The sequence below is a fragment of the Phycicoccus sp. Root101 genome (genome assembly GCF_001426245.1).
Classification (GTDB): Bacteria; Actinomycetota; Actinomycetes; order Actinomycetales; family Dermatophilaceae; genus Pedococcus.
The window spans coordinates 590,400-612,883 of the sequence record NZ_LMCM01000006.1 but is presented as its reverse complement, the minus strand read 5'-3'; the positions used below and the strand labels follow the sequence as shown (position 1 = coordinate 612,883).

Annotated in this window: 23 protein-coding genes; 6 read left to right on the top strand and 17 right to left on the bottom strand. The window is 68.1% G+C overall.

Features of this window, described 5'->3' with window-relative positions:
- Window positions 1–10: 10 nt before the first annotated feature.
- Genes ASC58_RS10290 through ASC58_RS10275 form a run of 4 tightly spaced genes read right to left on the bottom strand, consistent with a single transcriptional unit; the run spans window position 11 to window position 4,572 of the window.
- The gene (locus ASC58_RS10290; RefSeq protein ID WP_056914668.1) at window positions 11–1,804 is read right to left on the bottom strand and encodes a thiamine pyrophosphate-requiring protein; all 1,794 of its coding nucleotides are present in this window, start codon (window positions 1,802–1,804) and stop codon (window positions 11–13) included.
- Between the two features lie 34 nt (window positions 1,805–1,838).
- Entirely contained in the window at window positions 1,839–3,554 is a 1,716-nt protein-coding gene (locus ASC58_RS10285) for a GMC family oxidoreductase (RefSeq protein ID WP_082553144.1), read from the bottom strand.
- Window positions 3,551–4,177 carry a gluconate 2-dehydrogenase subunit 3 family protein gene (locus ASC58_RS10280; RefSeq protein WP_235529175.1) on the bottom strand — a complete coding sequence of 209 codons (627 nt, stop codon included), beginning with the start codon at window positions 4,175–4,177 and terminating at the stop codon, window positions 3,551–3,553. The genes ASC58_RS10285 and ASC58_RS10280 overlap by 4 nt, the downstream gene beginning before the upstream one ends.
- A 32-nt stretch (window positions 4,178–4,209) precedes the next feature.
- Entirely contained in the window at window positions 4,210–4,572 is a 363-nt protein-coding gene (locus ASC58_RS10275; protein WP_235529174.1) for a hypothetical protein, read from the bottom strand.
- A gap of 232 nt (window positions 4,573–4,804) precedes the next feature.
- Here ASC58_RS10275 and ASC58_RS10270 point away from each other — a divergent pair, with 232 nt between their 5' ends.
- Window positions 4,805–5,299, top strand: a complete 495-nt coding sequence (locus tag ASC58_RS10270; RefSeq protein WP_056914666.1) for a MarR family winged helix-turn-helix transcriptional regulator — start codon at window positions 4,805–4,807, stop codon at window positions 5,297–5,299.
- A gap of 15 nt (window positions 5,300–5,314) precedes the next feature.
- Here the strand turns inward: ASC58_RS10270 and ASC58_RS10265 are convergent, their stop codons facing one another.
- From ASC58_RS10265 to ASC58_RS20565, 6 genes are all read right to left on the bottom strand, one after another.
- Window positions 5,315–6,022, bottom strand: a complete 708-nt coding sequence (locus ASC58_RS10265) for a hypothetical protein (RefSeq protein ID WP_056914665.1) — start codon at window positions 6,020–6,022, stop codon at window positions 5,315–5,317.
- Between the two features lie 40 nt (window positions 6,023–6,062).
- Entirely contained in the window at window positions 6,063–7,091 is a 1,029-nt protein-coding gene (locus ASC58_RS10260) for an SDR family oxidoreductase (RefSeq protein ID WP_056917118.1), read from the bottom strand.
- Window positions 7,092–7,160: 69 nt separating this feature from the next.
- Entirely contained in the window at window positions 7,161–8,927 is a 1,767-nt protein-coding gene (locus ASC58_RS10255; protein ID WP_056919180.1) for a glycoside hydrolase family 15 protein, read from the bottom strand.
- Window positions 8,928–9,649: 722 nt separating this feature from the next.
- On the bottom strand, window positions 9,650–9,898 hold the full coding sequence (locus ASC58_RS10250) for a hypothetical protein (RefSeq protein ID WP_200947779.1): 249 nt from the start codon (window positions 9,896–9,898) through the stop codon (window positions 9,650–9,652).
- Between the two features lie 56 nt (window positions 9,899–9,954).
- Window positions 9,955–10,704 (bottom strand): RNA polymerase sigma factor, encoded by a 750-nt coding sequence (locus tag ASC58_RS10245; protein ID WP_235529173.1) that lies wholly within the window; start codon window positions 10,702–10,704, stop codon window positions 9,955–9,957.
- Complete coding sequence (locus tag ASC58_RS20565; protein ID WP_082553141.1) at window positions 10,698–10,937, bottom strand: hypothetical protein; 240 nt, start codon at window positions 10,935–10,937, stop codon at window positions 10,698–10,700. The genes ASC58_RS10245 and ASC58_RS20565 overlap by 7 nt, the downstream gene beginning before the upstream one ends.
- A gap of 166 nt (window positions 10,938–11,103) precedes the next feature.
- Between ASC58_RS20565 and ASC58_RS10240 the strand changes: the two genes are divergently transcribed.
- The 5 genes from ASC58_RS10240 (at window position 11,104) to ASC58_RS21805 (ending at window position 14,168) form a co-directional block, all read left to right on the top strand.
- On the top strand, window positions 11,104–11,553 hold the full coding sequence (locus ASC58_RS10240) for a hypothetical protein (RefSeq protein WP_056914663.1): 450 nt from the start codon (window positions 11,104–11,106) through the stop codon (window positions 11,551–11,553).
- 3 nt (window positions 11,554–11,556) lie between these two features.
- A complete protein-coding gene (locus tag ASC58_RS10235) occupies window positions 11,557–12,522 on the top strand; it encodes a patatin-like phospholipase family protein (RefSeq protein ID WP_082553140.1) in 966 nt (321 codons plus the stop codon).
- Between the two features lie 122 nt (window positions 12,523–12,644).
- Entirely contained in the window at window positions 12,645–13,187 is a 543-nt protein-coding gene (gene folE / locus ASC58_RS10230) for a GTP cyclohydrolase I FolE (RefSeq protein WP_056917116.1), read from the top strand.
- A gap of 352 nt (window positions 13,188–13,539) precedes the next feature.
- On the top strand, window positions 13,540–13,953 hold the full coding sequence (locus ASC58_RS10225) for a dienelactone hydrolase family protein (RefSeq protein ID WP_255353298.1): 414 nt from the start codon (window positions 13,540–13,542) through the stop codon (window positions 13,951–13,953).
- Window positions 13,914–14,168 (top strand): dienelactone hydrolase family protein, encoded by a 255-nt coding sequence (locus ASC58_RS21805; protein ID WP_255353297.1) that lies wholly within the window; start codon window positions 13,914–13,916, stop codon window positions 14,166–14,168. The genes ASC58_RS10225 and ASC58_RS21805 overlap by 40 nt, the downstream gene beginning before the upstream one ends.
- A gap of 16 nt (window positions 14,169–14,184) precedes the next feature.
- On the opposite strand, the gene ASC58_RS10220 is transcribed toward ASC58_RS21805, so the two are convergent.
- From ASC58_RS10220 to ASC58_RS10190, 7 genes are all read right to left on the bottom strand, one after another.
- Complete coding sequence (locus ASC58_RS10220; RefSeq protein ID WP_235529171.1) at window positions 14,185–14,622, bottom strand: HNH endonuclease; 438 nt, start codon at window positions 14,620–14,622, stop codon at window positions 14,185–14,187.
- A gap of 145 nt (window positions 14,623–14,767) precedes the next feature.
- On the bottom strand, window positions 14,768–15,238 hold the full coding sequence (locus tag ASC58_RS10215; RefSeq protein WP_056919178.1) for a hemerythrin domain-containing protein: 471 nt from the start codon (window positions 15,236–15,238) through the stop codon (window positions 14,768–14,770).
- Window positions 15,239–15,294: 56 nt separating this feature from the next.
- Window positions 15,295–15,627, bottom strand: coding sequence for a cupin domain-containing protein (locus ASC58_RS10210; RefSeq protein ID WP_056914659.1), 333 nt, complete (start codon window positions 15,625–15,627; stop codon window positions 15,295–15,297).
- A gap of 56 nt (window positions 15,628–15,683) precedes the next feature.
- Window positions 15,684–16,412 carry a respiratory nitrate reductase subunit gamma gene (gene narI / locus ASC58_RS10205; protein WP_056914658.1) on the bottom strand — a complete coding sequence of 243 codons (729 nt, stop codon included), beginning with the start codon at window positions 16,410–16,412 and terminating at the stop codon, window positions 15,684–15,686.
- The gene (gene narJ / locus ASC58_RS10200; RefSeq protein ID WP_056914657.1) at window positions 16,409–17,119 is read right to left on the bottom strand and encodes a nitrate reductase molybdenum cofactor assembly chaperone; all 711 of its coding nucleotides are present in this window, start codon (window positions 17,117–17,119) and stop codon (window positions 16,409–16,411) included. Before narJ ends, narI begins: the two co-directional genes overlap by 4 nt.
- The gene (gene narH, locus ASC58_RS10195) at window positions 17,116–18,765 is read right to left on the bottom strand and encodes a nitrate reductase subunit beta (protein ID WP_056919177.1); all 1,650 of its coding nucleotides are present in this window, start codon (window positions 18,763–18,765) and stop codon (window positions 17,116–17,118) included. Before narH ends, narJ begins: the two co-directional genes overlap by 4 nt.
- On the bottom strand, window positions 18,765–22,481 hold the full coding sequence (locus ASC58_RS10190) for a nitrate reductase subunit alpha (RefSeq protein ID WP_056919176.1): 3,717 nt from the start codon (window positions 22,479–22,481) through the stop codon (window positions 18,765–18,767). Before ASC58_RS10190 ends, narH begins: the two co-directional genes overlap by 1 nt.
- Window positions 22,482–22,484: the final 3 nt, after the last annotated feature.

Sequence of the window (22,484 nt, the reverse complement as noted above, 5' to 3'; positions counted from 1 at the left end):
TCTCGGCACATCAGCTGTCACCGCCGGGCATGACCTCGGCGACCTTGGTCTTCACGCCCTCCTTGATGACACCCCACCGGTCCTCGTCGCCCCCGAGGATCGACCGTGCCGTGGCCTTCATCTCCGTCCAGGTCGCGTGCGGGGGCACGGGGGGCACGTCCGGGTCGACGTGCACGTCCAGCACCGTCGGGCGGTCGGCAGCGAACGCTCGCCTCCAGGCGTCTTCGAGCTGTCCTGGGTGGGTGACGCGGATCGCTTGCAGGCCAAGGCTTTCCGCGAAGGCGGCGTAGTCCACGTCCGGCAGTCGCTGGGACTCGACGAACTTGGGCGCGCCTTCCATGGCCCGCATCTCCCACGTGACCTGGTTGAGGTCGTTGTTGTGCAGGACGGCGACCACCAGTCGCGGGTCGCTCCAATGCTCCCAGTAGTGCTTGATGGTGATCAGCTCCGCCAGACCGTTCATCTGCATGGCTCCGTCACCTGCGAAGACGACGGCAGGCCGATCGGGGTGGGCGAACTTCGCTCCGATGCCGTAGGGCACGCCGGGCCCCATCGTCGCGAGGGTGCCCGAGAGCGAGCCGCGGATGTCTCCCCGGAACTTCAGCTGTCGGGCGTACCAGTTCGCTGACGAACCTGAGTCCGCGGCCACCATGGCATTGGAGGGCAGTTGTCTGGACGCCTCGTGGAAGAGCCGTTGCGGGTTGACCGGGTCCGCGTCCACCATGGCCTCGCGCTCCATCGCTCCCCACCAGTCGGCGACGTTCCCCTCGATCGTCTCGCGCCAGGCGCGGTTCTCGTTGCGGTGCAGGTGCGGGATCAGCGCCTGCAGCGTCGTCGCAGCGTCGCCGACGAGGTTGAGCTCGTAGGGATATCGCATCCCGATGAACTTGCCGTCGATGTCGATCTGCACCGCGCGCGCCTGCCCGAACGCCGGCATGAACTGGGTGTAGGGGAAGTTCGACCCGATGGTCAGCAGGGTGTCGCAGTCCGCCATCATCTCGTAGCTGGGCCGGGTGCCCAGCAGGCCGATCGAACCGGTCACCCAGGGCAGGTCGTCCGACAGCACGTCCCTGCCCAACAGGGCCTTCGCCACACCCGCACCGAGGATCTCGGCGACCTGTCCGATCTCGTCCGCCGCGCCGCGGGCACCCTGCCCGATGAGAATCGCAGGCTTCCCACCGCTGTTGAGCAGATCAGCGGTCTCGCGGATGGTCTCGTCGTCAGGGACCACCGCGGGCCACCGGACCCCGAGGCTGGAGGGGACCATCTTCATGGCGTGAGTGGGGGCGGAGTACTCCAGCTCCTGCACGTCGGAGGGAATGATGATGGCCGTCGGCGCGCGCTGCGCCACAGCGGTACGGATGGCGCGGTCCAGCACGTTGGGCAGCTGCTCCGGCACCATGACCATGTGCACGTAGTCGCCGGCGACGTCCTTGAACAGGGTGAGCAGGTCGACCTCTTGCTGGTAGGCGCCGCCCATGCCGCTGCGCGCCGTCTGTCCGACGATGGCCACGACCGGCACGTGGTCGAGCTTGGCGTCGTACAGCCCGTTGAGCAGGTGGATGGCTCCGGGGCCCGACGTGGCCATGCAGACACCGACGTGGCCGCTGAACTTGGCGTAGCCGACGGCCTCGAACGCGGACATCTCCTCATGTCGGGACTGGATGAACTGAGGTGTGTTGTCTGCTCTCCCGAACGCGGCGAGGATGCCGTTGATGCCATCGCCCGGGAAGGCGAACACGTGCTCGACTCCCCAGTCACGCAGTCGTTCCAGCAGGTGGTCGGCGACCGTCTGTGCTGCCATGTCTACTCCTGTGATCGAACGGGTGGGCCCCGTCTCAGTGGGCGCGTGAGGTCCTCGAGCGAGCGTTCTGGTCCGCCTGCCGTTCCGGGTCCCTGCGCGGGGCACCGCCGCGACTTCCAGCGGCGAGCAGGTCGGCGGCTCGTGCGGCGACGGCCATGATCGTCAGTGCGGGGTTGGCGGCGCCCTGGGTCGGCAGGACGCTGCCGTCGGTGATGTAGAGGTTCGGGACGGCGAAGCTGCGGCATGACGCATCGACGACACCTTCGCGTTCGTTGGCGGCCATGCGGGCGCCCCCCACCAGGTGTGCGGAGCGGTTGATCGTGATGACCTCACCTGCACCTGCCGCGCGAAGGATCGACTCCATCACCTCACCGGCCGCCTTCAGGAGCATGCGGTCGTTGTCGCCCTGTGAGTACGAGAAGTGCGCCACCGGCAGTCCGTGGCGGTCCCGCTCGTCAGAGAGGGTGACCCGGTTGCCCGGCCGGGGGAGGAACTCGCAGAGCGCACCGAGACAGGCCCAGTGCGGGTAGTCGCTCATGTACCGGCGCAGGTCCGCACCGAAATGGCCCTGAGCCGAGACGTGCTCTGCCCAGGTGATGGGCAGCGGGGACACCGTCTGGATCGAGAAGCCGCGCTTGTACGGCTTGGCCGGGTCGGTCTCGTAGAACGCCTCAGTGCTGGCCTCGGGCGGGGGCGCCTTCCACATGCGCACCTCGCCGTCGAACCTGCCCGCGGTCTGGGGCGCCCCCTGCACCATGAGGTAGCGGCCCACCTGGTCGAAGTCGTTGCACAGGCCCTGGGGAAACCTGGCGGAGTCTGAGTTGAGCAGCAGCCGTGGGGTCTCGATGGAGTAGCCGGCGACCGCCACCATGCGCGCTCGTTGGAAGCGTGCCCTGCCACGTCGGACGAAGTGCACACCCGTGGCCAGGCCGGTCCGTTGGTCCACCTCCACCCGGGTGACCATCGAGTCCGCCCTGACCTCCGCGCCGTGAGCGAGGGCGTCGGGGACGTGGGTGATCAGGGGCGAAGCCTTGGCGTTGACCTTGCACCCCTGCAGGCAGAACCCCCTGTAGATGCAGTGCGCGCGATGTCCGAACCGGCCGTTGGCGATCGCCACCGGACCCACCTTGACCGGGATGCCGAGCACCTCGGCGCCCCGCAGGAACACCTCGCCGTTGCCGCCGACCGGGTGCGCCGAGTGGGGGTATCGGTGCGGATCCCCCCAGGGCCAGTCCTCGCCGGCCACGGGCAGCTCGCCCTCAATGTCCTCGTAGTAGGGGCGCAGGTCCGTGTACTGCAAGGGCCAGTCGGCTCCCACCCCGTCCTGGGTCCTGGTGTGGAAGTCGCTGGGGTGGAACCGAGGTGTGTACCCGGCGAAGTGCACCATCGATCCGCCGACGCCACGCCCGGAGTTGTTCGAGCCCAGGGGGACCGGGTTCTCACCGGCGATGACGCGGGGCTCGTTCCAGTACAGGTGGTGGGAACCGGCCTCGTCGCTGACCCAGTCGCGCTCGGGGTCCCAGAACGGGCCGGCGTCCAGGGCGACGACCCGCCAGCCCCGGCGCGCCAGTCGTTGCATCAGCGTCGAGCCGCCTGCACCACAGCCGACGATGACGAGGTCGACCTCGTCATCGTCGTCGAAGGTGCGCATGTCGGAGCGCAGCTGGTGGTTGACGTCGCGACCGTCGGCCGGCACCAGCCACGCGGACTCGTTCCGGCTGCGGACCGCGCGGCCGTCGAGTCCCTTCACTGGTTGCCCCGCGGACGCAGGGGGTCGAGCTGGCGACGGGTGTCCTTGACCTCCCACGGTTCCAGGGCGTCGACGCCGAGGTTCTTGTAGCCGCGCGGGTACGCGGGGCCACCGAAACCGATCTCGTTCCACGCCAAGGGATGGGAGTAGAAGGCGGTGTCGGCGTAGCGGGTCCATAGGCTCCATACCGAGTCGGCCGGCATGCCGTGCCATGACCCGGTGGCATGCTGGACGGCACGCAGGACCGCGAGCTGGTCAAGCCACCTGCACTCTGCGAAGTCGGCGCCGAAGGCGTTGCGTGCATCGGCGTCGATCCCGGCCAGGCTGTCTCGCCAGGCCTGGGCGTCCGGGGGCATGTGGACGTGGTGCCAGCCGTCCCCCTGGCCTTCGGCGAGGCGAGCGTCGATCATCCGCACCACCGGTACGCGAGGGTCTTCACGCTGCCCCAGCAGCTGGTCGGTGAGGGCGCACGCCGCGGCTTCTTCCGAAAGGGTGAAGAAGCGTAGGTCGGCGGGGATCCCGATCCGTGGCGCCACGATTCCGGTCGTGGCGGCGTCCCAGTGCTGCGACTGGGCAAGGGTGTCGAATCCCGGGTAGCGGCCACCGCCGTCCTCGGGGCTCAACGGCAGCGGAACCCCTTGGCCGCGTGCACCTTTCACTTCTCCCTCCGGAGAATGGCTGCGACCACGCCCATCCCGCCGACCAGGGTGACCAGCAGGGGGGCCAGCAGGGGAGGGCCCATCTCCACGTTGTAGCGCCAGTTGCGCCATCCGCCCGGCTTGTCGGCCACGCCTCGCGCATGGAGGTAGGTGCCTTGGAGTCCGTTGGCGACGATCGCGGCCGAGGCGATGGGCAGCGCGGTCTTGGCGGCGCGCTGGCTCACCACTCCTGCAACGCCTGCGGCGGCGCCTATCGGTCCCAGGACGACTGGTGTCCACATCCACGGGTTCCCGAAGCTCGCCTTGTCGTGCTCGAAGTAGATCTCCGCGGCGGTGATCAGGGCTCCGGCGGCGGTCAAGGCAGACAGGCTCCGCTCGAACCGTCCGTGGGCGACGTTTCGCACCAAGCGATCGATCCCATGGGAGGCGCTGGGTGGGTGGTGGTCATGACGTGTGGACACAAAGGGCTCCTGACAGGTCGGTGCCGTGGTGCAACGATTGCGCGGGTGCAACTATAGCGAGGATGACACGCCAAGAATGAATCCACAAGCGCAACGATTGAGTGGCTGCAACGGCTGGCATACTCGTGTCATGAGTGGTGATTCGGTGGCAAGTGTCAATGACCCAGACCGGCAGGCCGATGCGGTCATGCGTGCGGCGCGGGTGCTCGTAGGGGTGATCGCCCGGTCGGTGGCTGAGGTGGAGGACATCGTCTCGTTGCCACAGCTGCGCGTCCTGGTCCTCGTCGCCAGTCGCGGGACACTGAACCTCGGGCAGGTCGCCGATGCCCTAGGTGTCCACCCGTCCAACGCGACCCGGACGGTGGAACGGTTGGTGGTCGCAGGGCTTCTCGAGCGCACGGAGGACCCCGCAGACCGTCGATACCTGGCGCTGGAGCTCTCGAAGGGTGGCCATGACGTGGTCGAGCGCGTGATGGCCTACCGTCGCGAGTCGATCCTGGCGGTGATGGAGAACATGAGCCCCACCAGCCGTCGGGCTCTGGCCCGGACGCTGGAATCGTTCGCGGAGGCAGCTGGGGAGCCGTCCGAGGGTGAGGATGCCTATGTTCTGGGGCTCCCCACCTGACGTAGGTGGCGGTGGTCAGGTGGGGCCGTGCGGGGGAAGCTCCAACCCGGTGTCCTGCATGGCGGGACCGTTCACCACATAGATGTTGCCGTTGACCAGGTCGATCGCGGCGGCCTCCAACCAGGGCTCTGGCGGCACGCCGAGCCCTCGGGCCTCCAGAGCGCTCACCAGTGCTGCCCGGGTCTGCGCCAGGTTGAGGCCGGGGGACTTGGCGAGCACCTCTCTCAGGGCATCCTGACGCTCGTGCCGGTGCCGCCTTCGTAGCGCGGCGCCACCCGTCAGTCCCCGGTCCGCTATCGGGAGCACTCCCTTCGGGTGCGGGGGTGCGGGGAGGTCGAGCAACGGCTGCGGCGTCCGCGTCGCGGGCCGTCGACGGGGGGCGAGGGCGTTCGAGTTGTCCTCGGTGGGACTCGAGGGTCCGGCGAAGAGGGTGGCGACGGCGGCGTCTGCCATGGCCGTGCGGGTCCGGTCCGGGGCCCACGCGGCCAGCAGCAGCATGCTCGCGGCGTGCAGCAGGTCAACGGCGCGGCCCACTCGGCGCACGGCGGCTCTGCCGTCGCGCGCGACCAGAAGGGCTTGGGCGATGTGCCGGCCGCCGAGGATGCGCGCCGTGACGCGCGCCCGACGGTCCAACCCGCCTCCGGTCAGCACCCTCGCCACGCGCTCGGGACGAGTCAGGAGCAGGAATCCGTACCCGAGGCGCACCGCGTCGCGGACCTTCATCGAGGAGACCGGGTCCGTGCTTCGTCGAGCACCGTGGTCCTCACCGTCGCCTGGCCCAGATACCGGCGACCAGGCCGCCGACCAGCGCGGCTCCCGCGCCGACGACTCCGTGGTGTTGGGAGGCCCAGACCTGAGGGCTGCGGGAGGTCGAGCGTGCGTCGAACCTGCCATGTGCTCCGAAGTCGTGGTCCTGGTCGGCCGGATCCCACAGGTTGACCGGTGCGTCCGACGGTTGCGGCTCCTGGGTCTGCTGTGACGACATTCCGGTGCGGGCCAGGTAGCGGTCGAGGATCCCTGGGGCGACGGCGTTGGCGATGAGGGTGCCCACCGTGCTGCCCCCCACCCAGTACTCGCGCCGCTGGGGATGATCTGCAGCATGGACGACCGCCCGTGCGGCCACCTCTGGTTGGTAGATGGGCGGCACCGGTTGCGGTCTGCGGGGCAACCGCGAGAGCACCCAGGAGAACTGCGGTGTGTTCACGGCCGGCATCTGCACCATGGTGACCTTGACCGGGCTCTTGTCGTGCAGGAGCTCGCACCTCAGCGATTCGTGGAAGCCCTGGATCGCGTGCTTGGACCCGCAGTACGCGGTCTGCAGCGGGATCCCGCGGTAGGCCAACGCCGAACCGACATGGACGATGGTTCCCCTACCGCGGCCCTTCATCAGGGGGAGCACCGCCATCGACGCGTAGACGTAGCCGAGGTAGCTCACCTCGGTCACCCTCGCGAACTCCGCAGGGGTGATGTGGTCGAAGCGGCTGAAGACCGACGTGAATGCCACGTTGACCCAGACGTCGATCGCGCCAAGCTCGGCTTCGATCTGGTCGACCGCCTCCTGTACCTGCGCAGGGTCGGCCATGTCCGTGGGGACGACCAGTGCCACGCCACCGGCGGCCCGCACCTGCTCGGCGGCAGCCTTCAGGCCCTGCTCGCCGCGGGCCACGAGCGCGACTGCGGCCCCTTGCCGGGCGAACTCGATCGCGGTGGCCCGACCGATGCCTCCGGATGCTCCCGTGACTGCGACGACGCGACTTCGCGCTGCAGGCTTTCGGGTCTGTTGACTGTTCATCTGTCGTTCCGTCATGAGCTTCATCTCTCCTCGTGGGCGGTTCGGATGGCAGGGCTTGCCGCCGGATGATCAGGTCATGGGTGCGGTGCTCGGGCCGGCGAGTCGCGTGGCCGACTCGATGAGCAGAGCGTGGACGAAAGCCTGGGGGTAGTTGCCCCGTAGCTGGCGCTGCTCGACGTCGTACTCCTCGCTGAACAGTCCAGGAGCACCGCAGGCGGCCCGATTGCGCTCGAACCAGCGCATGGCCTCGGTGTGCCGTCCTTGTTGATGGACCGCCATGGCGAGGTGGAATCCGGACAGCAGGAAGGCGCCCTCCGCTTCACCCAGGGGTCGTTCGTCCTGGCGAAAGCGGTACACGTAGCCCCGGGAGCCGAGCTGTCTGGCCACGGCGTCGACGGTGGCCACGGTCCGTGGATCTGACGTCGGCAAGGCACCGCGAATCCCGGGTAGCAGGAGACTGGCGTCGGTTCGCCCATCGTCGGGTGAGCGCTGCCAGTGTCCTGAGGGGTGGAGGCAGTCCCGCGCCGCGTCGGCGACGATGGAGTCGGCGAGCGAGCTCCAGGCTGACCCCTGACGCGCTGGCGCGTGCCGGCCGAGGGCTCGCAGCCCGGCGGCACACATCAGTCGTGAGTGGGTCCAGCGGCGACCCTCGAGCTCCCAGATGCCGGAGTCTGGCTGCTGCCACCGGTCGCGGATGGCCGCAACGGCGACCTCCGCGGCGCGCCAATGTTCGACGTCCAGGCGGTCGCGCCCGGCGCCTGCTGCGAGCAGGAGCAGGACCTCTCCGAGGTTGTCCAGCTGGAACTGACCGTTGATCCAGTTGCCGACGGTGCTGCTGCCACCGGGATACCCGGGCAGGTCGAGCCGGCGCTCCTCGGGGACCGGTTCACCGGTCACCGTGTACGCCGGCGCGAGCTGGTCACCGTCGGCCAACACCCTGTCGCTGACGAACCGCACGGCGGAGTCGAGCAAGGTCAGGTCACCGCTCGCGGCCATCGCCTGTCCGGCGTAGCACTGGTCGCGGATCCACGCGTATCGGTAGTCGTAGTTACGTCCCTGCGCAGCCCGCTCAGGAAGGCCGAAGGTCGCGGCAGCCACCATGGCCCCACTACTGCTGGTCAGCCCACGCAATGTCGCCGCAGACTGTCGGGCGTCGTCCGCCGCGATGGTCGTGTCCATCGCGGGTACGGCGGACGACCATGCGTGTTCGGTGCTGTCCCATGCGACATCCGGGGACGGCGCCGGTCCATCCCATGGCCTCGTCGAGATCTCCAGGACCAGGTCGTGGTGGTCGCCTTCGGCCACGACAAGGTCGAGCTCGAGACCGCCCCCGTGGGAGGAGCGGGCTTGGGTACCGCCGGACCACCGGACGTAGAGGGAACCCAGACGGCCGGTCCACACCCCGTCGCGCTCGGCCAGGCGAGTCATGCCGAAGCGACCGAACTCCGCACGCGGACAGAGCGTCACGCGGACGGCCGCCGGCCCCGACATGGCCTGCACCCGACGCAGTAGTACCACAGTCTCGGGGGTGGCGGGAAAGGCCAGCGCTTCACGACACTCGATGATGCCGCCGCTCGTCACCCACCGGCTGCGCCAGATCAGGGAGCCGTCCTCGTAGCGTCCGCCCCAAACATGGCGGTCGTCCTTCGGCGTCACGGCATACGCGCTTGGTGCGCCCAGCAGCGAGGCGAACACGGCGTCGTCGTGCCAGCGGGGGGCGCACATCCAGGCAATGTCTCCGCGAGGGCCGACAAGTGCGCCGCGTTCACCGTCGGCCAGAAGTGCATACTCGCGCAACACATGCGGCGGGAGGGGGGAAGGGGCCTTGCTGGTCATACCTTCGTTCTATCACGCAATGATTGCGTATGCGCAATTGAATGACCTCAGGCTCAATTGAGTTGGTCCGACACGTCCCGCTCGGACGAACGGACGCCGCGCCCTTGGTAAGGCGGGAGTTCTCCTGATAGCGACGCCGCCTCCCCACGCTGCTGGAGGAGACGACGCCTCCATGAGTCCGCATACCCACGAGGACCCGTTCCACTCTCATGCACGCCGCATCGTGACCGTCACCGGGTTCATCGCCCTGATCGCCCTGATCGTCTGCAGGACCTTCTCACTCCGGGAGAGCGACCATGACTGCGCCAGCGCCCGGTACAAAGACGTCGAGTGTCTGGCCAGATCCGGTCCAGGAGATCGGCTGGCGGCTCGCTTTGCGGCTGACCACCGGTTGTATCGGTGTGAGTTGAGGGAGGGCGCGCATGGTGGGAATGTCGCCCGCGCTACGAGCAGACCTGGCAGGGAGGCAGTCAGTCTGCGCGATCCACGCAGCGCACCTCGGTCGGCGAGTCACATTGCAGCCTCGGTGAGGAGCTCCTCCACGTGGCCGCACGGCACTGTGGCTATGAGGTGTCGAGTTGTGCGCACGGTGACAGCAACGACACGGACGGTGGGTCGTCGGGACAGCAGATGATCCGATCCGGGCCACTGGCACCTCCAGGACCGGTCAGGTACCGGTGGGCGGACGTCCGGTTCGCGGCCGCTCGTGTGCGCAAGCCCAGTTACCGAGTCAGGGGTCCCGGTTGGTCGGCTGACCCGGCTTCCGGGCCATGGTCGCCACGCCTTGCGGTGCCCTCGGAGGTGAGCAGGGCACGCAGCGACTGGACCTCTTCCTGACAGGCGGCACAGCCCTGCAGGTGCCTGTCCATGGCGAGGTCGTGATGGCCGGGGTCACGCAGCAGCGCCTCGACGTGGGTGTCCATGCGTTCGAAGCATTCGTCGCAGGACAGCCACGGGGTGGTGTCCAGCACCAGCTCTCCGATGGCAGCTGGGGTCAGGCTCCCGGATTCGGAGGGTGGTGTTGGGTTCATGGCGTACCTGCCGGGTTGCTGAGGATCGGTTGGTCCTTCGGAGCGACGGTTGCCGTGGCATCGAGAAGGTAGCCGCGGCTGGCGAGCTCGGTGCGCAGGCGCACCCGGACGTCGTGGACCGTCTTGTACAGGGCCCCCCGGCTGGTTCCGAGCCGGTCGGCCAGGACGTCGATAGGGATGTCGTCGACCAACAGGGCGAGCGCGACGCGTCGCTGGTGCGGCGTGAGAGCGGTGCGCATGGCACGGGCGACGGCCCGTGCCAGGTCGCTGGCTTCGGCCTGGTGTTCCGGACTGTCGTGACCGACGGTGGGCGGGTCGCTCAGTTCCAGGTCGTGCAACTCGACCTCACGGTGCTGCCACTGCACGCGGCGTACGTCGGTGGCGGCCTGGAGGATGGCGAACTTGTACGCCCACGTGGTGAACCGGCTGCGGCCCTCGAACGTGTGCACCTTGGCCAACAAGGCCGTCATCGCCTCGTCCGCGGCCTGGTTGGCGATGACCTCGACGGCGCCTGGTGAGGAGTTGGGCAGGACGGCCCGCATGCGCCACACCTGATGCGCTGCAGCGCGCACCATCAACTGGTGCAGCAGGTGCAAGGCCTGCACCTGCCCGGGACCGGGCGTGCTGAGCGCCTCCACCCAGTCGGCAGGCTCGCCCCGCTCAGTCATCGGCGTCGCCGAGATCCTGTCGGAGCCAGGACTCGGGCGGTCGGGCCGGTGCTCGTCACGCCTGACGGCGGTCACCACGAGGTTCTCGTGTCGTCGGCCGGGGACAGGATGCGTGCGGCCAGATCGGGGGCACAACCCGCATCGACGAGCTGCAGCAGCGCATGCAGGTCGACATGTTGGGCCGCCAGGGCGTCGGCCAGTGGCAGGGGGAAGCCGGCTTCGCGCAGTCGGCATGCCCGCCAGGCGACGACGTCGACCGGTGGGCCGGGCAATGCGCACGCCCCGGGGGTGCGAGTCCGATGGGTGGTCATACCGTGTTTGCTGCCCGCGGCGCCGAACCTCTTACCCGAACCGGCTGGGCGGGTAAGACCTTGAGGACCGGTCACCACTAACACGGTGTCAGCCTCCCACGCGCTCGCTCGTGCCAGCCAGACCCGCAGCCTCGGGAGGACACCGCCAGTCCTTGGAGGACCCACCATGGCCACCACTCTCACCCCACGCGAGACCCACGTCCCCCACCCCGCGCCGAGGGACGCTTCGTACCAGGCGTACTTGGTGCTTCGTACCGCGTTCGTGGTCGCACCCGTCGTGTTCGGGCTCGACAAGTTCCCGAACCTGCTCGTCCACTGGGACAAGTACCTCGCCCCTGTCATCGCCCGGCCGCTGCCCGTCACACCCCATCAGGCCATGTATGCCGTCGGGGTCGTTGAAGTGTTGGCCGGCTTGCTCGTCGCCTTCCACCCACGTCTGGGCGGGATCGTCGTGGCCGGCTGGCTCGGGGGAATCATCCTCAACCTGCTGTTGATTCCCGGCTACTACGACGTCGCCCTTCGGGACTTCGGTCTGCTGCTGGCCGCTGTCGCCCTGCAGCGACTGGCGACCAGGTACGACTCTCGAGCCATCTTCTGGCCGCTTCGCAGGGCGTAGGACATGAGCGCCCCTGGTAACGCGGTCCGTGGTGGCGCAGGTAGGACGGCGTTCGTCCTGACCGGCGGCGGCAGCCTGGGAGCCGTCCAGGTCGGGATGATGACGGCCCTGCACGAGCACGGCATCGATCCCGATGTGCTGGTCGGCACATCGGTCGGTGCGGTGAACGCCGCATACCTGGCCGGGCCTGGCACCACCGGGCAGCGGCTGACCTCATTGGCGGCCTTGTGGACTGGGATGCGCCGTCAGGACGTGTTCGTCGCAGAACCGCGGCGCTGGGTCCGCGCGGCCGTGGGCGGTGCGCCGTCGATGTTCTCGTCTCGACCGTTGCGTCTACTCCTCACCACCCACCTCGGCTACGAAGCGTTCGAGGGGGCACGCCTCGGCCTTGCCGTGACGGCCACCGACATCGTCACCGGCGCAGCACTGTTGCTGGACAGCGGCCCCGTCGTGGACGCGGTCGCTGCCAGCGCGGCCGTGCCGGGGATGCTGCCCCCGGTGCGTCGCGGTGGGCGGACCCTGGTCGACGGTGCGATCGGGCACGCGGGTGCGCTGGCGTATGCCGACGCGCACGGGGTTGCTGACATCTACCTCCTACCGGCCGGCTACCCGTGCGCGGCACCGCCCCCGGCCACCGCACTGGGGGTGGGTCTGACCGCCCTGAACCTGCTCCTGCACCGGCAGCTCGTCCAAGAGGTGCGCGCCTATGCCGGCCCTGCCCGGCTGCACATCGCCCCGCCCCTTTGCCCGCTGGCCACCTCATCGGCCGACTTCACCCACGCGAACACGCTCATTCGCCGCGCGTTGACCAGCACCCGCCACTGGTTGGACCAGCCCGCCCACGCGACGACGATCGCGACCCAGAACGCTGGCGCCGCAAGCGTTCTCGCCATCCACGGCCCGCACCACCACGCAGCCCCACCCATCACCCGTGCCGTCTCAGCACTCATGAAAGGAACGCTCGCGTGAGCACCTCAGCCATTGACCTCAACGACGAGGACCCGAACCCCCACGCGAACGGCGCCCACTCCGGACGACGACAGCCGCGAGGGCGGTGGGGCGGTACAGGAGCCGTACCACGGCCCGACCTTCTGGCGGCGACCTCGGCGGCGCACGACCTGCTGCGCGCTCTCGGTGTGGACCTGGACAGCGAATCGATGACCAAGACCCCGGCGCGCATGGCGTCGGCTCTGGCCGAGCTCTTGACGCCACGGCCGTTCCAGCTGACGACGTTCCCCAACGACGGCGGGTACGACGAGCTGATCGTGGCCCGCAGCATCGCCGTTTGGTCCGTGTGCGAGCACCACATGCTGCCGTTCATCGGCGTCGCGCACATCGGCTACCTGCCCGGCGAACGGATCCTGGGGCTGTCCAAGCTGGCCCGCGTTATGGAGCACTTCTCCCGCAGACCCCAGGTGCAGGAACGCCTGACCACCCAGGTCTCCACATGGTTGCGCGACCAGCTGGGGGCCGCCGGTGTCGGCGTGGTCATCGAAGCAGAGCACCTGTGCATGACTCTGCGCGGCGTCCAGGCACCGGGGACCACGACGGTCACCTCGAGCCTGCTCGGCGTCCTGCGTGAGGACGCGCGCACGCGAACGGAGTTCCTGGCACTCACCCGGATTGAGCGTTGACGAGCCGGCTGCGCTGCGTCGGTGGCGGCCGAATAGATCGAGCGCTCACAAGACTGGTCTGGAGACTGCCTCGGTCAGGCGATGAAGGCGCCACCAGGCGTCCCCCTTCCTGAGTGCCAGATTGGCACGCGCCGCGGCATCCACAGCGCTGAATGCCGCAGCCCACCGCCATCATCCCCTGCTCCCTGCGTCACCCTCTGGTCGCCGCACGGCCTGGACGCGACACTGAGCCAGGGAGACAGAGCCGCTGGTCGAGATCGAGACTCCTCACGGCCTGATGCCGTCCTGTGCGGCGATCCCCCCGACGGCGCCGCCGTGGCCAGGCGTCGTCATCATCCACGACTTCACCGGCATGAGCCAGGACCTGCGGCACCACGCGGACTGGCTGGCCGGAGAAGGCTTTCTGGCGATCGCACCTGACCTGTACTACTGGGGCAGCCGGCTGCGCTGCCTTCGCACGATCATGCGTGAGCTCGGTCCTCGCCGTGGGCGCACCTTCGACGACATCGAGGCGGCACGGCAATGGCTACGTGACCAGGTCGGCTGCACAGGTGTCGTGGGCGTGGTCGGCTTCTGCATGGGCGGCGGGTACGCCATCGCACTGTCCGAAGGCCACGGGTTCGACGCCTCGGCGGTGACCTACGGGGTTGCCCTTCGGACGCCGCAGGCTGGCTGCCGCGCGCGTGCCCGGTCGTCGGAAGCTTCGGCAGCGCTGACAGGTCCCCGTTGGGCGCCAAGGCCGGTGAACGGCTGGAGAACCTGCTGACCGAGTTCGACGTGCAGCACGATGTGAAGATCTACCCCCGCGCCCGGCACGGGTTCATGAACAATCACGCAACCGCAGACCAGACGCTGTTCTTGCGCTTCCTGGCCCGGAGCTCGGGCACCCGGTACGACCAGGAGGCCACTGTGGATGCTCGTCGGCGTATCGCGGCGTTCTTCAGGGAGCACCTCCGCCCGAATGCGCCCTCGTCAACCTGACCGCGCGCACGGCAACTCAGAGGGTCTTCGCTTCCTGCGCCTCCGTGGCAGCGTTGGGCACGGCGTGGAACTGGATAGCGAGCGCGCGCTTGATCTCCAGGTGGCGCACCAAGAAGGCGCGCTCGTCCAGCCGCTTGCGCCGCAGCCAGCCCGTGACCTCGTCGTTGCACTTGCTCGAGTTGCAGGAACCACAGGCCGGAGCGACGTTGTCGAGCGTGTACCGCCCGCCACGTGAGATGGGCAGAACGCAGTCCCGCTGAAGAGGTTTGTTGGTGGCTCCGCAGTAGGCGCAGCCACCACCCCAAGCCGCCTGCAGGGCAACCCATTCGGCATCGCTGAGGTCATGGGCGACGCTGTCCATCCGGCGTTTGCGTCGGCGGGCGATCCTCGCCCTGCGACTTCGATTGACCGCCATTGGCACAGCGTAGGCACCGGAGCTCTTGAAAAGATCCATGTGACGCGCCGACGGACCGTGTCGGCGTGCACCACGTTTACCTGAGCACCGTCGCGGCATTCGGGCGGTAAGTCGCTGCAGTTCGAGGCATCGCTTTGGCGGACGGATCGGGTCATGAGCGGACGTTCAGGCCGAGAAGGGCAGGCTACTCGCCGATCATGAGGTCCTTGGGGTGCGCCTCGTGCCACGCCTGCATGGAGGCGTCCCATTCATCGCCACTGAGGGTCACCAGCGCTGCGGGGAAGAGTCCGTCCTCCTCCTTGGCGATGTGTTCGTGCAGCTCGAAGACCGCAGTGCGCACACGTGCCTGATCGGAGGGCTTGGTGAGATCACATGCGTCGAGCAGTGTCTCCAGCTCGCGGTGCTCCTTCACCAGTGGCCCGATGTGCTCGGCGAAGAGCTCGTCACGACGCATCACGGCGAACAGGCCGTTCTCCTCTCCCTGCCAGTGGGAACGCAGCTCGGCGGCCATGGCGAGCAGCAGTGCGGTGGCTTCGGTCAGCTCACCGCGGTCGAGCGCGCGCACTGCGTCGCCTCCCAGGTTGGTCGCGCGTTCGTGTTCGGCGATGTAGTCCCGGATCAGCGGTATGTCGCGGCATCCGCAGTAGTGGCACATCGTCTAGGGCCTCGTCCCCGGTCGCGCGATCATGACGCCTTCAGTCGGTACCGATGTCACGTCTTCTTGGCCACGGTCAGCAGGATGACCGAGTCCTCGACTGCGTGCAGGGCGTGTCGGGAGTCGGGGATGAACAGGAGGTCGCCCGGCGATCCGTTCCAGCTGTCGTCGCCGGCGATGAGGGTGACCCGTCCCTGGAGCACCTGCAGGGTGGCTTCGCCTGGGTTTTCGTGGTCATCCAGTCTGCTCCCGGCCGCGAGTGCGATGAGGGTCTGACGCAGGACGTGCTCGTTGCCCCCGTAGACCGTGTGGGCGCTGCGACCGCTGGAGGCGGTCGATGCCATCTGCAGCTGGTGTCGGGCCAGTGCCGTCAGTGACTGCTTCTGCACGTTTGCTCCTGAGCTAGGGGTGGGTGGGGACGTCGACGTGTCCCGCACGTGGGTGATCAGCTGACGCGATCCCAGCCTCGCCGGTCCCGGTGGCTGCCGAGCTGGTCGTCGTCGCGGCTGCGGTAGACGATGTAGGGCCGGGTGAGGTAGCCGACTGGCGCGCTGAACACGTGCACGAGCCGGGTGAAGGGCCACAGTGCGAAGAGCCCGAAGGCGACGAGCGCGTGCAGCTGGAAGCCCAGTGGTGCCCTTGCCATCAGGGACGCGTCAGGCTGGAAGGCCAGGAACGAGCGGTACCAGACCGACACGCCCTCGCGGTAGTTGTACTCGCCACCGATGGTCAGGATCGACCCGGCAATGGTGTTCCACATGCCCAGGACGATGACGACGGCCAGGAACGCGTACATCACCTTGTCCATCACGGTGGTCGCGGAGAACACCGGCCCCACGGTGCGGCGGCGATAGATGAGGATGACCATGCCCACCAGGGCCGCCAGCCCGGCGACGAGGCCTCCCGCCACGGCCACCACGTGGTAGCCGTGTTCACTGATCCCTACCGCCTCGGTCCAGGACTCCGGCACGAGGAGACCGATGATGTGGCCACCGACGACCCCGAGCATGCCGAAGTGGAACAGCGGGCTCCCGATCCGCAGCAGTCGGTTCTCGTAGAGCTGGGACGACCGGGTGGTCCAGCCGAACTTGTCGTAGCGGTAGCGCCACAGGTGTCCGACGACGAAGGTCGTCAGGCAGACGTATGGAAAGATGACGAAGAAGAACACGCTCATGTCCGGGCTCCGGGGAACGAGGGCATGGGCAGCTGGATGGACCCGGCGACCTCGCCGCTGGAGGCGCCGGGGCTGAACTGCGGGCTGGCGAACGGGGCGAGCCCGACCTCCTCCTCGGGTGGGCCCTCTGCGGCCAGCCGTCGAACTGCGTCCCGCTCGTCGCCACGCAGCTTGGGCAGGGTGGTAGTGACCGCGTCGATGAGGTCGGCCCACGGAGAACCCATGTCGCGCAACGAGAGCCGCAACAGCTCCAGGCCGGCGCGGTGGTCGAGGAGCAGGTCCCGACCGCGGGCCCGGTCGACCGTGGCCGCGAACTCGAGCACGACGCAGAGGTGGTCAGGCAGCTCCGCGTCATCGAGCTCGAAACCTGCCTGCAGGTAGGTCTGCTTGAAGCGCAGCAGCGCCATCCCACGCTTGCGGGTGTCACCGTGCGCGAAGTACGTGAGGAACAGGTTGCAGCGACGACGCGTGTCGAACGTCTCCACGTAGTCGGCCTGGAGCTCAGGCAGGGGTGTCTGCTCGACGTGGTCGAGGAAGGTCGTGAGGGAGTCGCGGATGACCGGGGACACGTCGCGCGATGCCGATCGGACGAGCGCGACCCGGTCCGGGAGCCGGTCGTCGGGGTAGTCGAGCAGGAGGGAGACCGACTGCCACACGATGGTCAGCTGGTCGGGGGGCAGCGTGGGAGCAGGTCTGCGGTCGCTCATGAGTCGGACCCGGTCGGCGGGAACATGCCGGGGGGTGAGCCCTTGCCGTCCCAGTTGAGCAGGTTGACGCGTCCCGCCTTGTTGACCGGTCCCGCAAGGGAGTCGGAGGTCTGCCGGGCCTGGAGCATCTGGAAGTTCTCGACCGCCACCGGAGTGGGCGTTCCGGACCCCTCGCCGAAGACGTCCTGCTGCCCGCCGCCGTAGTCCGAGACGGAGCACTCCGTCGACAGCTCCTCCAGGGAGTGCGCCAGCTCGGCATGCGCCGGTGGGATGACGTACCGCTCGTCGTACTTGGCGATCGCGAGGAGTCGGTACATGTCGTACATCTGCTCCTCGGTCATCTCCACCGCGGCGGGGATGGACGCGTCCGGGTCGCGCCCCATGTTGATGTCGCGCATGTAGCAGCGCATGGCTGCGAGCTTCTTGAGCACCGCGTCGACGGGCCCGACGTCACCGGCGGTGAACAGCTCCGCGAGGTACTCGACCGGGATCCGGAGGGCGTCGATGGCAGCGAAGAGGTTGCCCGTGTCCTCGGCGTCCTCGCCGGTCTCGGCAACGACGTCCACCACCGGGGACAGCGGCGGGATGTACCAGACCATCGGCATGGTGCGGTACTCCGGGTGCAGGGGCAGGGCGACGCGAAAGGTGTTGATGAGCGCGTAGATGGGGGAGCGCTGGGCGGCGTCGACCCAGTCCCGGGCGATGCCCGCCCGCTCTGCCTCGCGCATCACCTCGGGGTCGAAGGGGTCCAGGAACACGTCTCGCTGGGCCTCGACGAGACCTTCGTCATCGGTGGTCGAGGCGGCCGCGAGGACCTTGTCCGCGTCGTAGAGCATCAGCCCGATGTATCGCAGTCGCCCCACGCAGGTCTCCGCGCAGACGGTCGGCAGCCCGACCTCGATGCGCGGGAAGCAGAACGTGCACTTCTCGGCCTTGCCGGTGCGGTGGTTGAAGTAGATCTTCTTGTAGGGGCAACCAGAGACGCACTTGCGCCATCCACGACACTTCTCCTGGTCGACCAGGACGATGCCGTCCTCCTCGCGTTTGTAGATCGCGCCGCTGGGGCAGGACGCGGCACACGACGGGTTGAGGCAGTGCTCGCAGATCCGGGGCAGGTAGAACATGAAGGTCTGCTCGAACTCGAACTTCACCTTGTCGGCGATCTTCTTGAGCATCGGGTCACGGTGGGCCGTGGCCATCGACCCTCCGAGGTCGTCGTCCCAGTTGGCCGACCACTCGATCTTCATGTTCTTGCCGCTGATGAGGGACTTGGGTCGTGCGACCGGGGTCTGCTCCTGCGCCGGGGCGTCGGTCAGGGTCGAGTAGTCGTAGGTCCACGGCTCGTAGTACTCACCGATCGAGGGCAGGACGGGGTTGGAGAAGATCGTCATGAGGTTCTTCAGGCGCCCGCCCGCCTTGAGCTTCATCCGTCCGCGCTTGTCGAGCTCCCAGCCGCCCTTCCACTTCTCCTGGTCCTCGTAGGTGCGTGGATAGCCCAGACCCGGCCGGGTCTCGACGTTGTTGAACCAGATGTACTCCGTGCCAGACCGGTTGGTCCACGCCTGCTTGCAGGTCACCGAGCAGGTGTGGCAACCGATGCACTTGTCGAGGTTCATCACCATCGCCATCTGGGCCATGACCTTCATCAGTACGTCACGTCCTGGCTGCGCTTGCGGATGATGGTGACCTCGTCGCGCTGGTTGCCGGTCGGGCCGAGGTAGTTGAACGCGAAGGTGAGCTGCGCATAGCCGCCGATCAGGTGGGAGGGCTTGACGAGCAACCGGGTCAGCGAGTTGTGGATGCCTCCGCGCTTGCCCGAGGTCTCTGCCAGCGGCACGTCGATCAGCCGGTCCTGGGCGTGGTACATGTACACGGTTCCTTCCGGCATGCGGTGGGACACGATCGCCCTGGCCACGACGACGCCGTTGCGGTTGACCGCCTCGATCCAGTCGTTGTCCTTGATGCCGACCTTGACCGCGTCTCGGTCGCTCATCCAGATGTTCTGGCCTCCGCGTGACAGCGAGAGCATGAACAGGTTGTCCTGGTACTCGGAGTGGATCGACCACTTGTTGTGGGGTGTCAGGTAGCGCAGGGTCAGCCCCTCGACCTGGCCGTCGGACCCGTCCGACACCGTCCCCAACGTGGGCTCGGAAAACAGGGCTGCCATGTTCAGGGGTGGCCGGTAGACCGGGAGGCCTTCACCGAGTTCGGTCATCCAGTCGTGGTCGAGGTAGAAGTGCATCCGTCCCGTGAGGGTGTGCCATGGCTTCTTGCGTTCCACGTTGATGGTGAAGGGGGAGTATCGCCGTCCTCCGGTCTCGGAGCCGGACCACTCGGGAGACGTGATCACGGGGACCGGTGGCCCTTGCGTGTCCGCGAACGTGATCTGTTTTCCCTCGTGCTCGGCAGCGAGGTCTGCGAGCTGGACACCGGTGCGCTTCTCGAGGGTCCTGAAACCCTGGGTGGCCAGGTGTCCGTTCGTGGTCCCGGACAGGGCGAGGATCGCCTCGCAGACGTTGACATCCTTCTTCAGGGAGGGCCGGCCGTCGGCCACACCGCCGCGGACGGCTCCGTTCTTGGCCCGGAGGTAGTCGACCTGCTTGCTGAGCTCGAAGGTGACGCCCTTGGTGGTCGCGCCGAGGGTGTCCACCAGGGGACCGAGGGCATTCATCTTCTCGAACACGGCGCCGTAGTCGCGTTCGACCTCGACCAGCCTGGGCATCGTGACGCCCGGGATCGGTTCGCAGTCGCCCTTCTTCCAGTCGCGGACGACGCCGTGCGGGTTGGCCATGGCGTCCGGGGTGTCGTGCGTCAGCGGCACCGCGACGACGTCCTTACGGACCCCCAGGTGTGTGCCTGCGAGCTCGCTGAACTTCTCGGCGATCGTCTGCCAGGCGTCCCAGTCGGTGCGGGTCTGCCAAGGAGGTGCGATGGCCGGGTTGAACGAGTGCACGAAGGGATGCATGTCGGTCGTGTTGAGGTCGTGCTTCTCGTACCAGGTCGCGGCAGGGAGGACGACGTCGGAGAAGATCGTGGTGCTGGTCTGGCGGAAGTCGATCGTCATCAGCAGGTCGAGCTTGCCCTCGGGTGCCGTGTCGCGCCACGTCACGTCGACAGGGCGTTGGTCCACGGGTGTCTCGGTGGCGCGTACGGAGGAGTCGGTGCCCAGCAGGTGCTTGAGGAAGTACTCGTTTCCCTTGCCAGAGGAGCCCAGCAGGTTGGCGCGCCAGATGGACAGGATGCGGGGGTAGTTGCCGGGTGCGTCGGGATCCTCGCCGGCGAACTCTAGGTCGCCGGACTTGAGCTGGTCGACGACGTACTCGCCGACCGGCTTTCCGGCGGCGGCGGCGTCGTCGCTCAGGTCCAGGGGGTTGCGGTCGAACGTGGGGTAGGAGGGCATCCAGCCCATGCGGGCGCTCTGCGCAATGACGTCGGCGGTGGACTTGCCAGCGAGCTGCCCCTTGCCGGTGGTGGCCGAGAGGGTGTCGGCGCCGAACTGGTCGTAGCGGAACTGGTTGGTGTGCAGGTACCAGTACGCGGTCTGGATCATGTTGCGGGGAGGGCGGTTCCAGTCCAACGCGTTGGCGATCTGGGTGTATCCGGTGATCGGGCGGACCTTCTCCTGGCCGACGTAGTGCGCCCAGCCGCCGCCGTTGACGCCCTGGCAGCCCGTGAGGTTGGTCAGGGTGAGGAAGGCGCGGTAGATCGTGTCGGAGTGGAACCAGTGGTTGGTGCCCGCACCCATGACGATCATCGAGCGGCCCTTGGACTCCTCGGCGTTCTGGGCGAACTCGCGCCCGATCCGTGCGGCCGTGGCTGCCGGAACGCCGGTGATCTTCTCCTGCCACGCAGGGGTGTATGGCGCGGACGCGTCGCCATACCCCCTGTCGTCCCCGGTCGGCCACGCTCCGGGCAGCGGCTGGCCCTGGAAGGTGCGGCCCACCCCGTACTGGGCGAGGAGCAGGTCGAAGACGGTGGTGACCAGGTGGCCGTCCACACGACGCACGGGGACGCCGCGCGGGAGGTCGGCGGCAGCGCCGTCGGCGGTGTCGAACCGCGGCATACGGACCACGACCGACTCGGTGGCGGAGTCGAGGAGCGACAGATGGGGGTCGACGTCCCCGAGGTCGAGGTTCCAGGACCCGATGCCGCTCTCGCCGTAGCGGTGGCCCAGGGAGCCGTTGGGTATGACGGCCTGGTCGGTGACCGAGTCGAGGAGGACGGTCCTGAAGGCTGCGTTCTCCTCCGCGGCGTGGGCCGGGAGGTCGTCTGCCGTGAGGAACTTGCCAGCGGTGTACTCCCCGTTGGCCGATTCCTCGAGACGCACGAGGTGGGACAGGTCGGTGTAGGTCTTGACGTACTGGGTGAAGTACGGCGTCTGCCGGTCGACGAAGAACTCCTTGAGGACGACGTGGCCCATCGCCATCGCCAGGGCACCGTCGGTGCCGGGCTTGGCGGCAAGCCACTCGTCGGCGAACTTCACGTTGTCGGCGTAGTCGGGGGCCACCGCGATCACCTTCTGGCCGCGGTAGCGGGCCTCGGTCATCCAGTGCGCGTCCGGCGTCCGGGTCACTGGGAGGTTGGAACCCCACATGATGAGGTAGCCGGCGTTCCACCAGTCACCGGACTCGGGGACGTCGGTCTGGTCCCCGAAGACCTGGGGTGAGGCGACGGGCAGGTCGGCGTACCAGTCGTAGAAGCTCAGCATCGAGCCGCCGATGAGGTTGACGAACCGTGCGCCTGACGCGTGGGAGACCATCGACATGGCAGGGATGGGGGAGAACCCGGCGACGCGGTCGGGCCCGTACTTCTTGATCGTGTGGACGTGCGCGGCGGCGATGATCTCGGTCGCTTCGTCCCAGGTGGCCCGGACGAGTCCGCCCTTGCCGCGGGCGGACTTGTAGGCCTTGGCGCGCAAAGGGTTCTCGACGATGTGCTCCCAAGCCTTGACCGGGTCGCCGTCGTGCTGGGCCTTGGCCTCGCGGAACATCTGGAGCAGCACGCCGCGGACGTAGGGGTAGCGCACACGGGTTGGTGAGTAGGTGTACCAGGAGAACGCCGCCCCTCGAGGGCAGCCGCGCGGTTCGTACTCGGGGGAGTCCGGACCGACGGAGGGGTAGTCGGTCTGCTGGGTCTCCCAGGTGATGATCCCGTCCTTGACGTACACCTTCCACGAGCAGGAGCCCGTGCAGTTCACGCCGTGGGTGGACCGCACCACCTTGTCGTGGCTCCACCGGTCCCGGTAGAAGTCGTCGGCCTGGCGACCACCGACCTGCGAGATGGTCCGCAGGTCGGCGGAGACGGTCCCGCGGGTGAAGAACCTCCTGCTGCGGACGAGGGCCCCCAACAGGGGGCCGTCCATACC

Excerpts from the sequence above, each read along its gene's own strand:
- ASC58_RS10290 (WP_056914668.1), bottom strand. The coding sequence starts at position 1,804 with ATGGCAGCACAGACGGTCGCCGACCACCTGCTGGAACGACTGCGTGAC.
- ASC58_RS10270 (WP_056914666.1), top strand. The coding sequence starts at position 4,805 with ATGAGTGGTGATTCGGTGGCAAGTGTCAATGACCCAGACCGGCAGGCC.
- ASC58_RS10265 (WP_056914665.1), bottom strand. The coding sequence starts at position 6,022 with ATGAAGGTCCGCGACGCGGTGCGCCTCGGGTACGGATTCCTGCTCCTG.
- ASC58_RS10260 (WP_056917118.1), bottom strand. The coding sequence starts at position 7,091 with ATGAACAGTCAACAGACCCGAAAGCCTGCAGCGCGAAGTCGCGTCGTC.
- ASC58_RS10255 (WP_056919180.1), bottom strand. The coding sequence starts at position 8,927 with ATGACCAGCAAGGCCCCTTCCCCCCTCCCGCCGCATGTGTTGCGCGAG.
- ASC58_RS20565 (WP_082553141.1), bottom strand. The coding sequence starts at position 10,937 with ATGACCACCCATCGGACTCGCACCCCCGGGGCGTGCGCATTGCCCGGC.
- ASC58_RS10240 (WP_056914663.1), top strand. The coding sequence starts at position 11,104 with ATGGCCACCACTCTCACCCCACGCGAGACCCACGTCCCCCACCCCGCG.
- ASC58_RS10235 (WP_082553140.1), top strand. The coding sequence starts at position 11,557 with ATGAGCGCCCCTGGTAACGCGGTCCGTGGTGGCGCAGGTAGGACGGCG.
- ASC58_RS10225 (WP_255353298.1), top strand. The coding sequence starts at position 13,540 with ATGAGCCAGGACCTGCGGCACCACGCGGACTGGCTGGCCGGAGAAGGC.
- ASC58_RS10220 (WP_235529171.1), bottom strand. The coding sequence starts at position 14,622 with ATGGATCTTTTCAAGAGCTCCGGTGCCTACGCTGTGCCAATGGCGGTC.
- ASC58_RS10215 (WP_056919178.1), bottom strand. The coding sequence starts at position 15,238 with ATGTGCCACTACTGCGGATGCCGCGACATACCGCTGATCCGGGACTAC.
- narI (WP_056914658.1), bottom strand. The coding sequence starts at position 16,412 with ATGAGCGTGTTCTTCTTCGTCATCTTTCCATACGTCTGCCTGACGACC.
- narJ (WP_056914657.1), bottom strand. The coding sequence starts at position 17,119 with ATGAGCGACCGCAGACCTGCTCCCACGCTGCCCCCCGACCAGCTGACC.
- narH (WP_056919177.1), bottom strand. The coding sequence starts at position 18,765 with ATGAAGGTCATGGCCCAGATGGCGATGGTGATGAACCTCGACAAGTGC.
- ASC58_RS10190 (WP_056919176.1), bottom strand. The coding sequence starts at position 22,481 with ATGGACGGCCCCCTGTTGGGGGCCCTCGTCCGCAGCAGGAGGTTCTTC.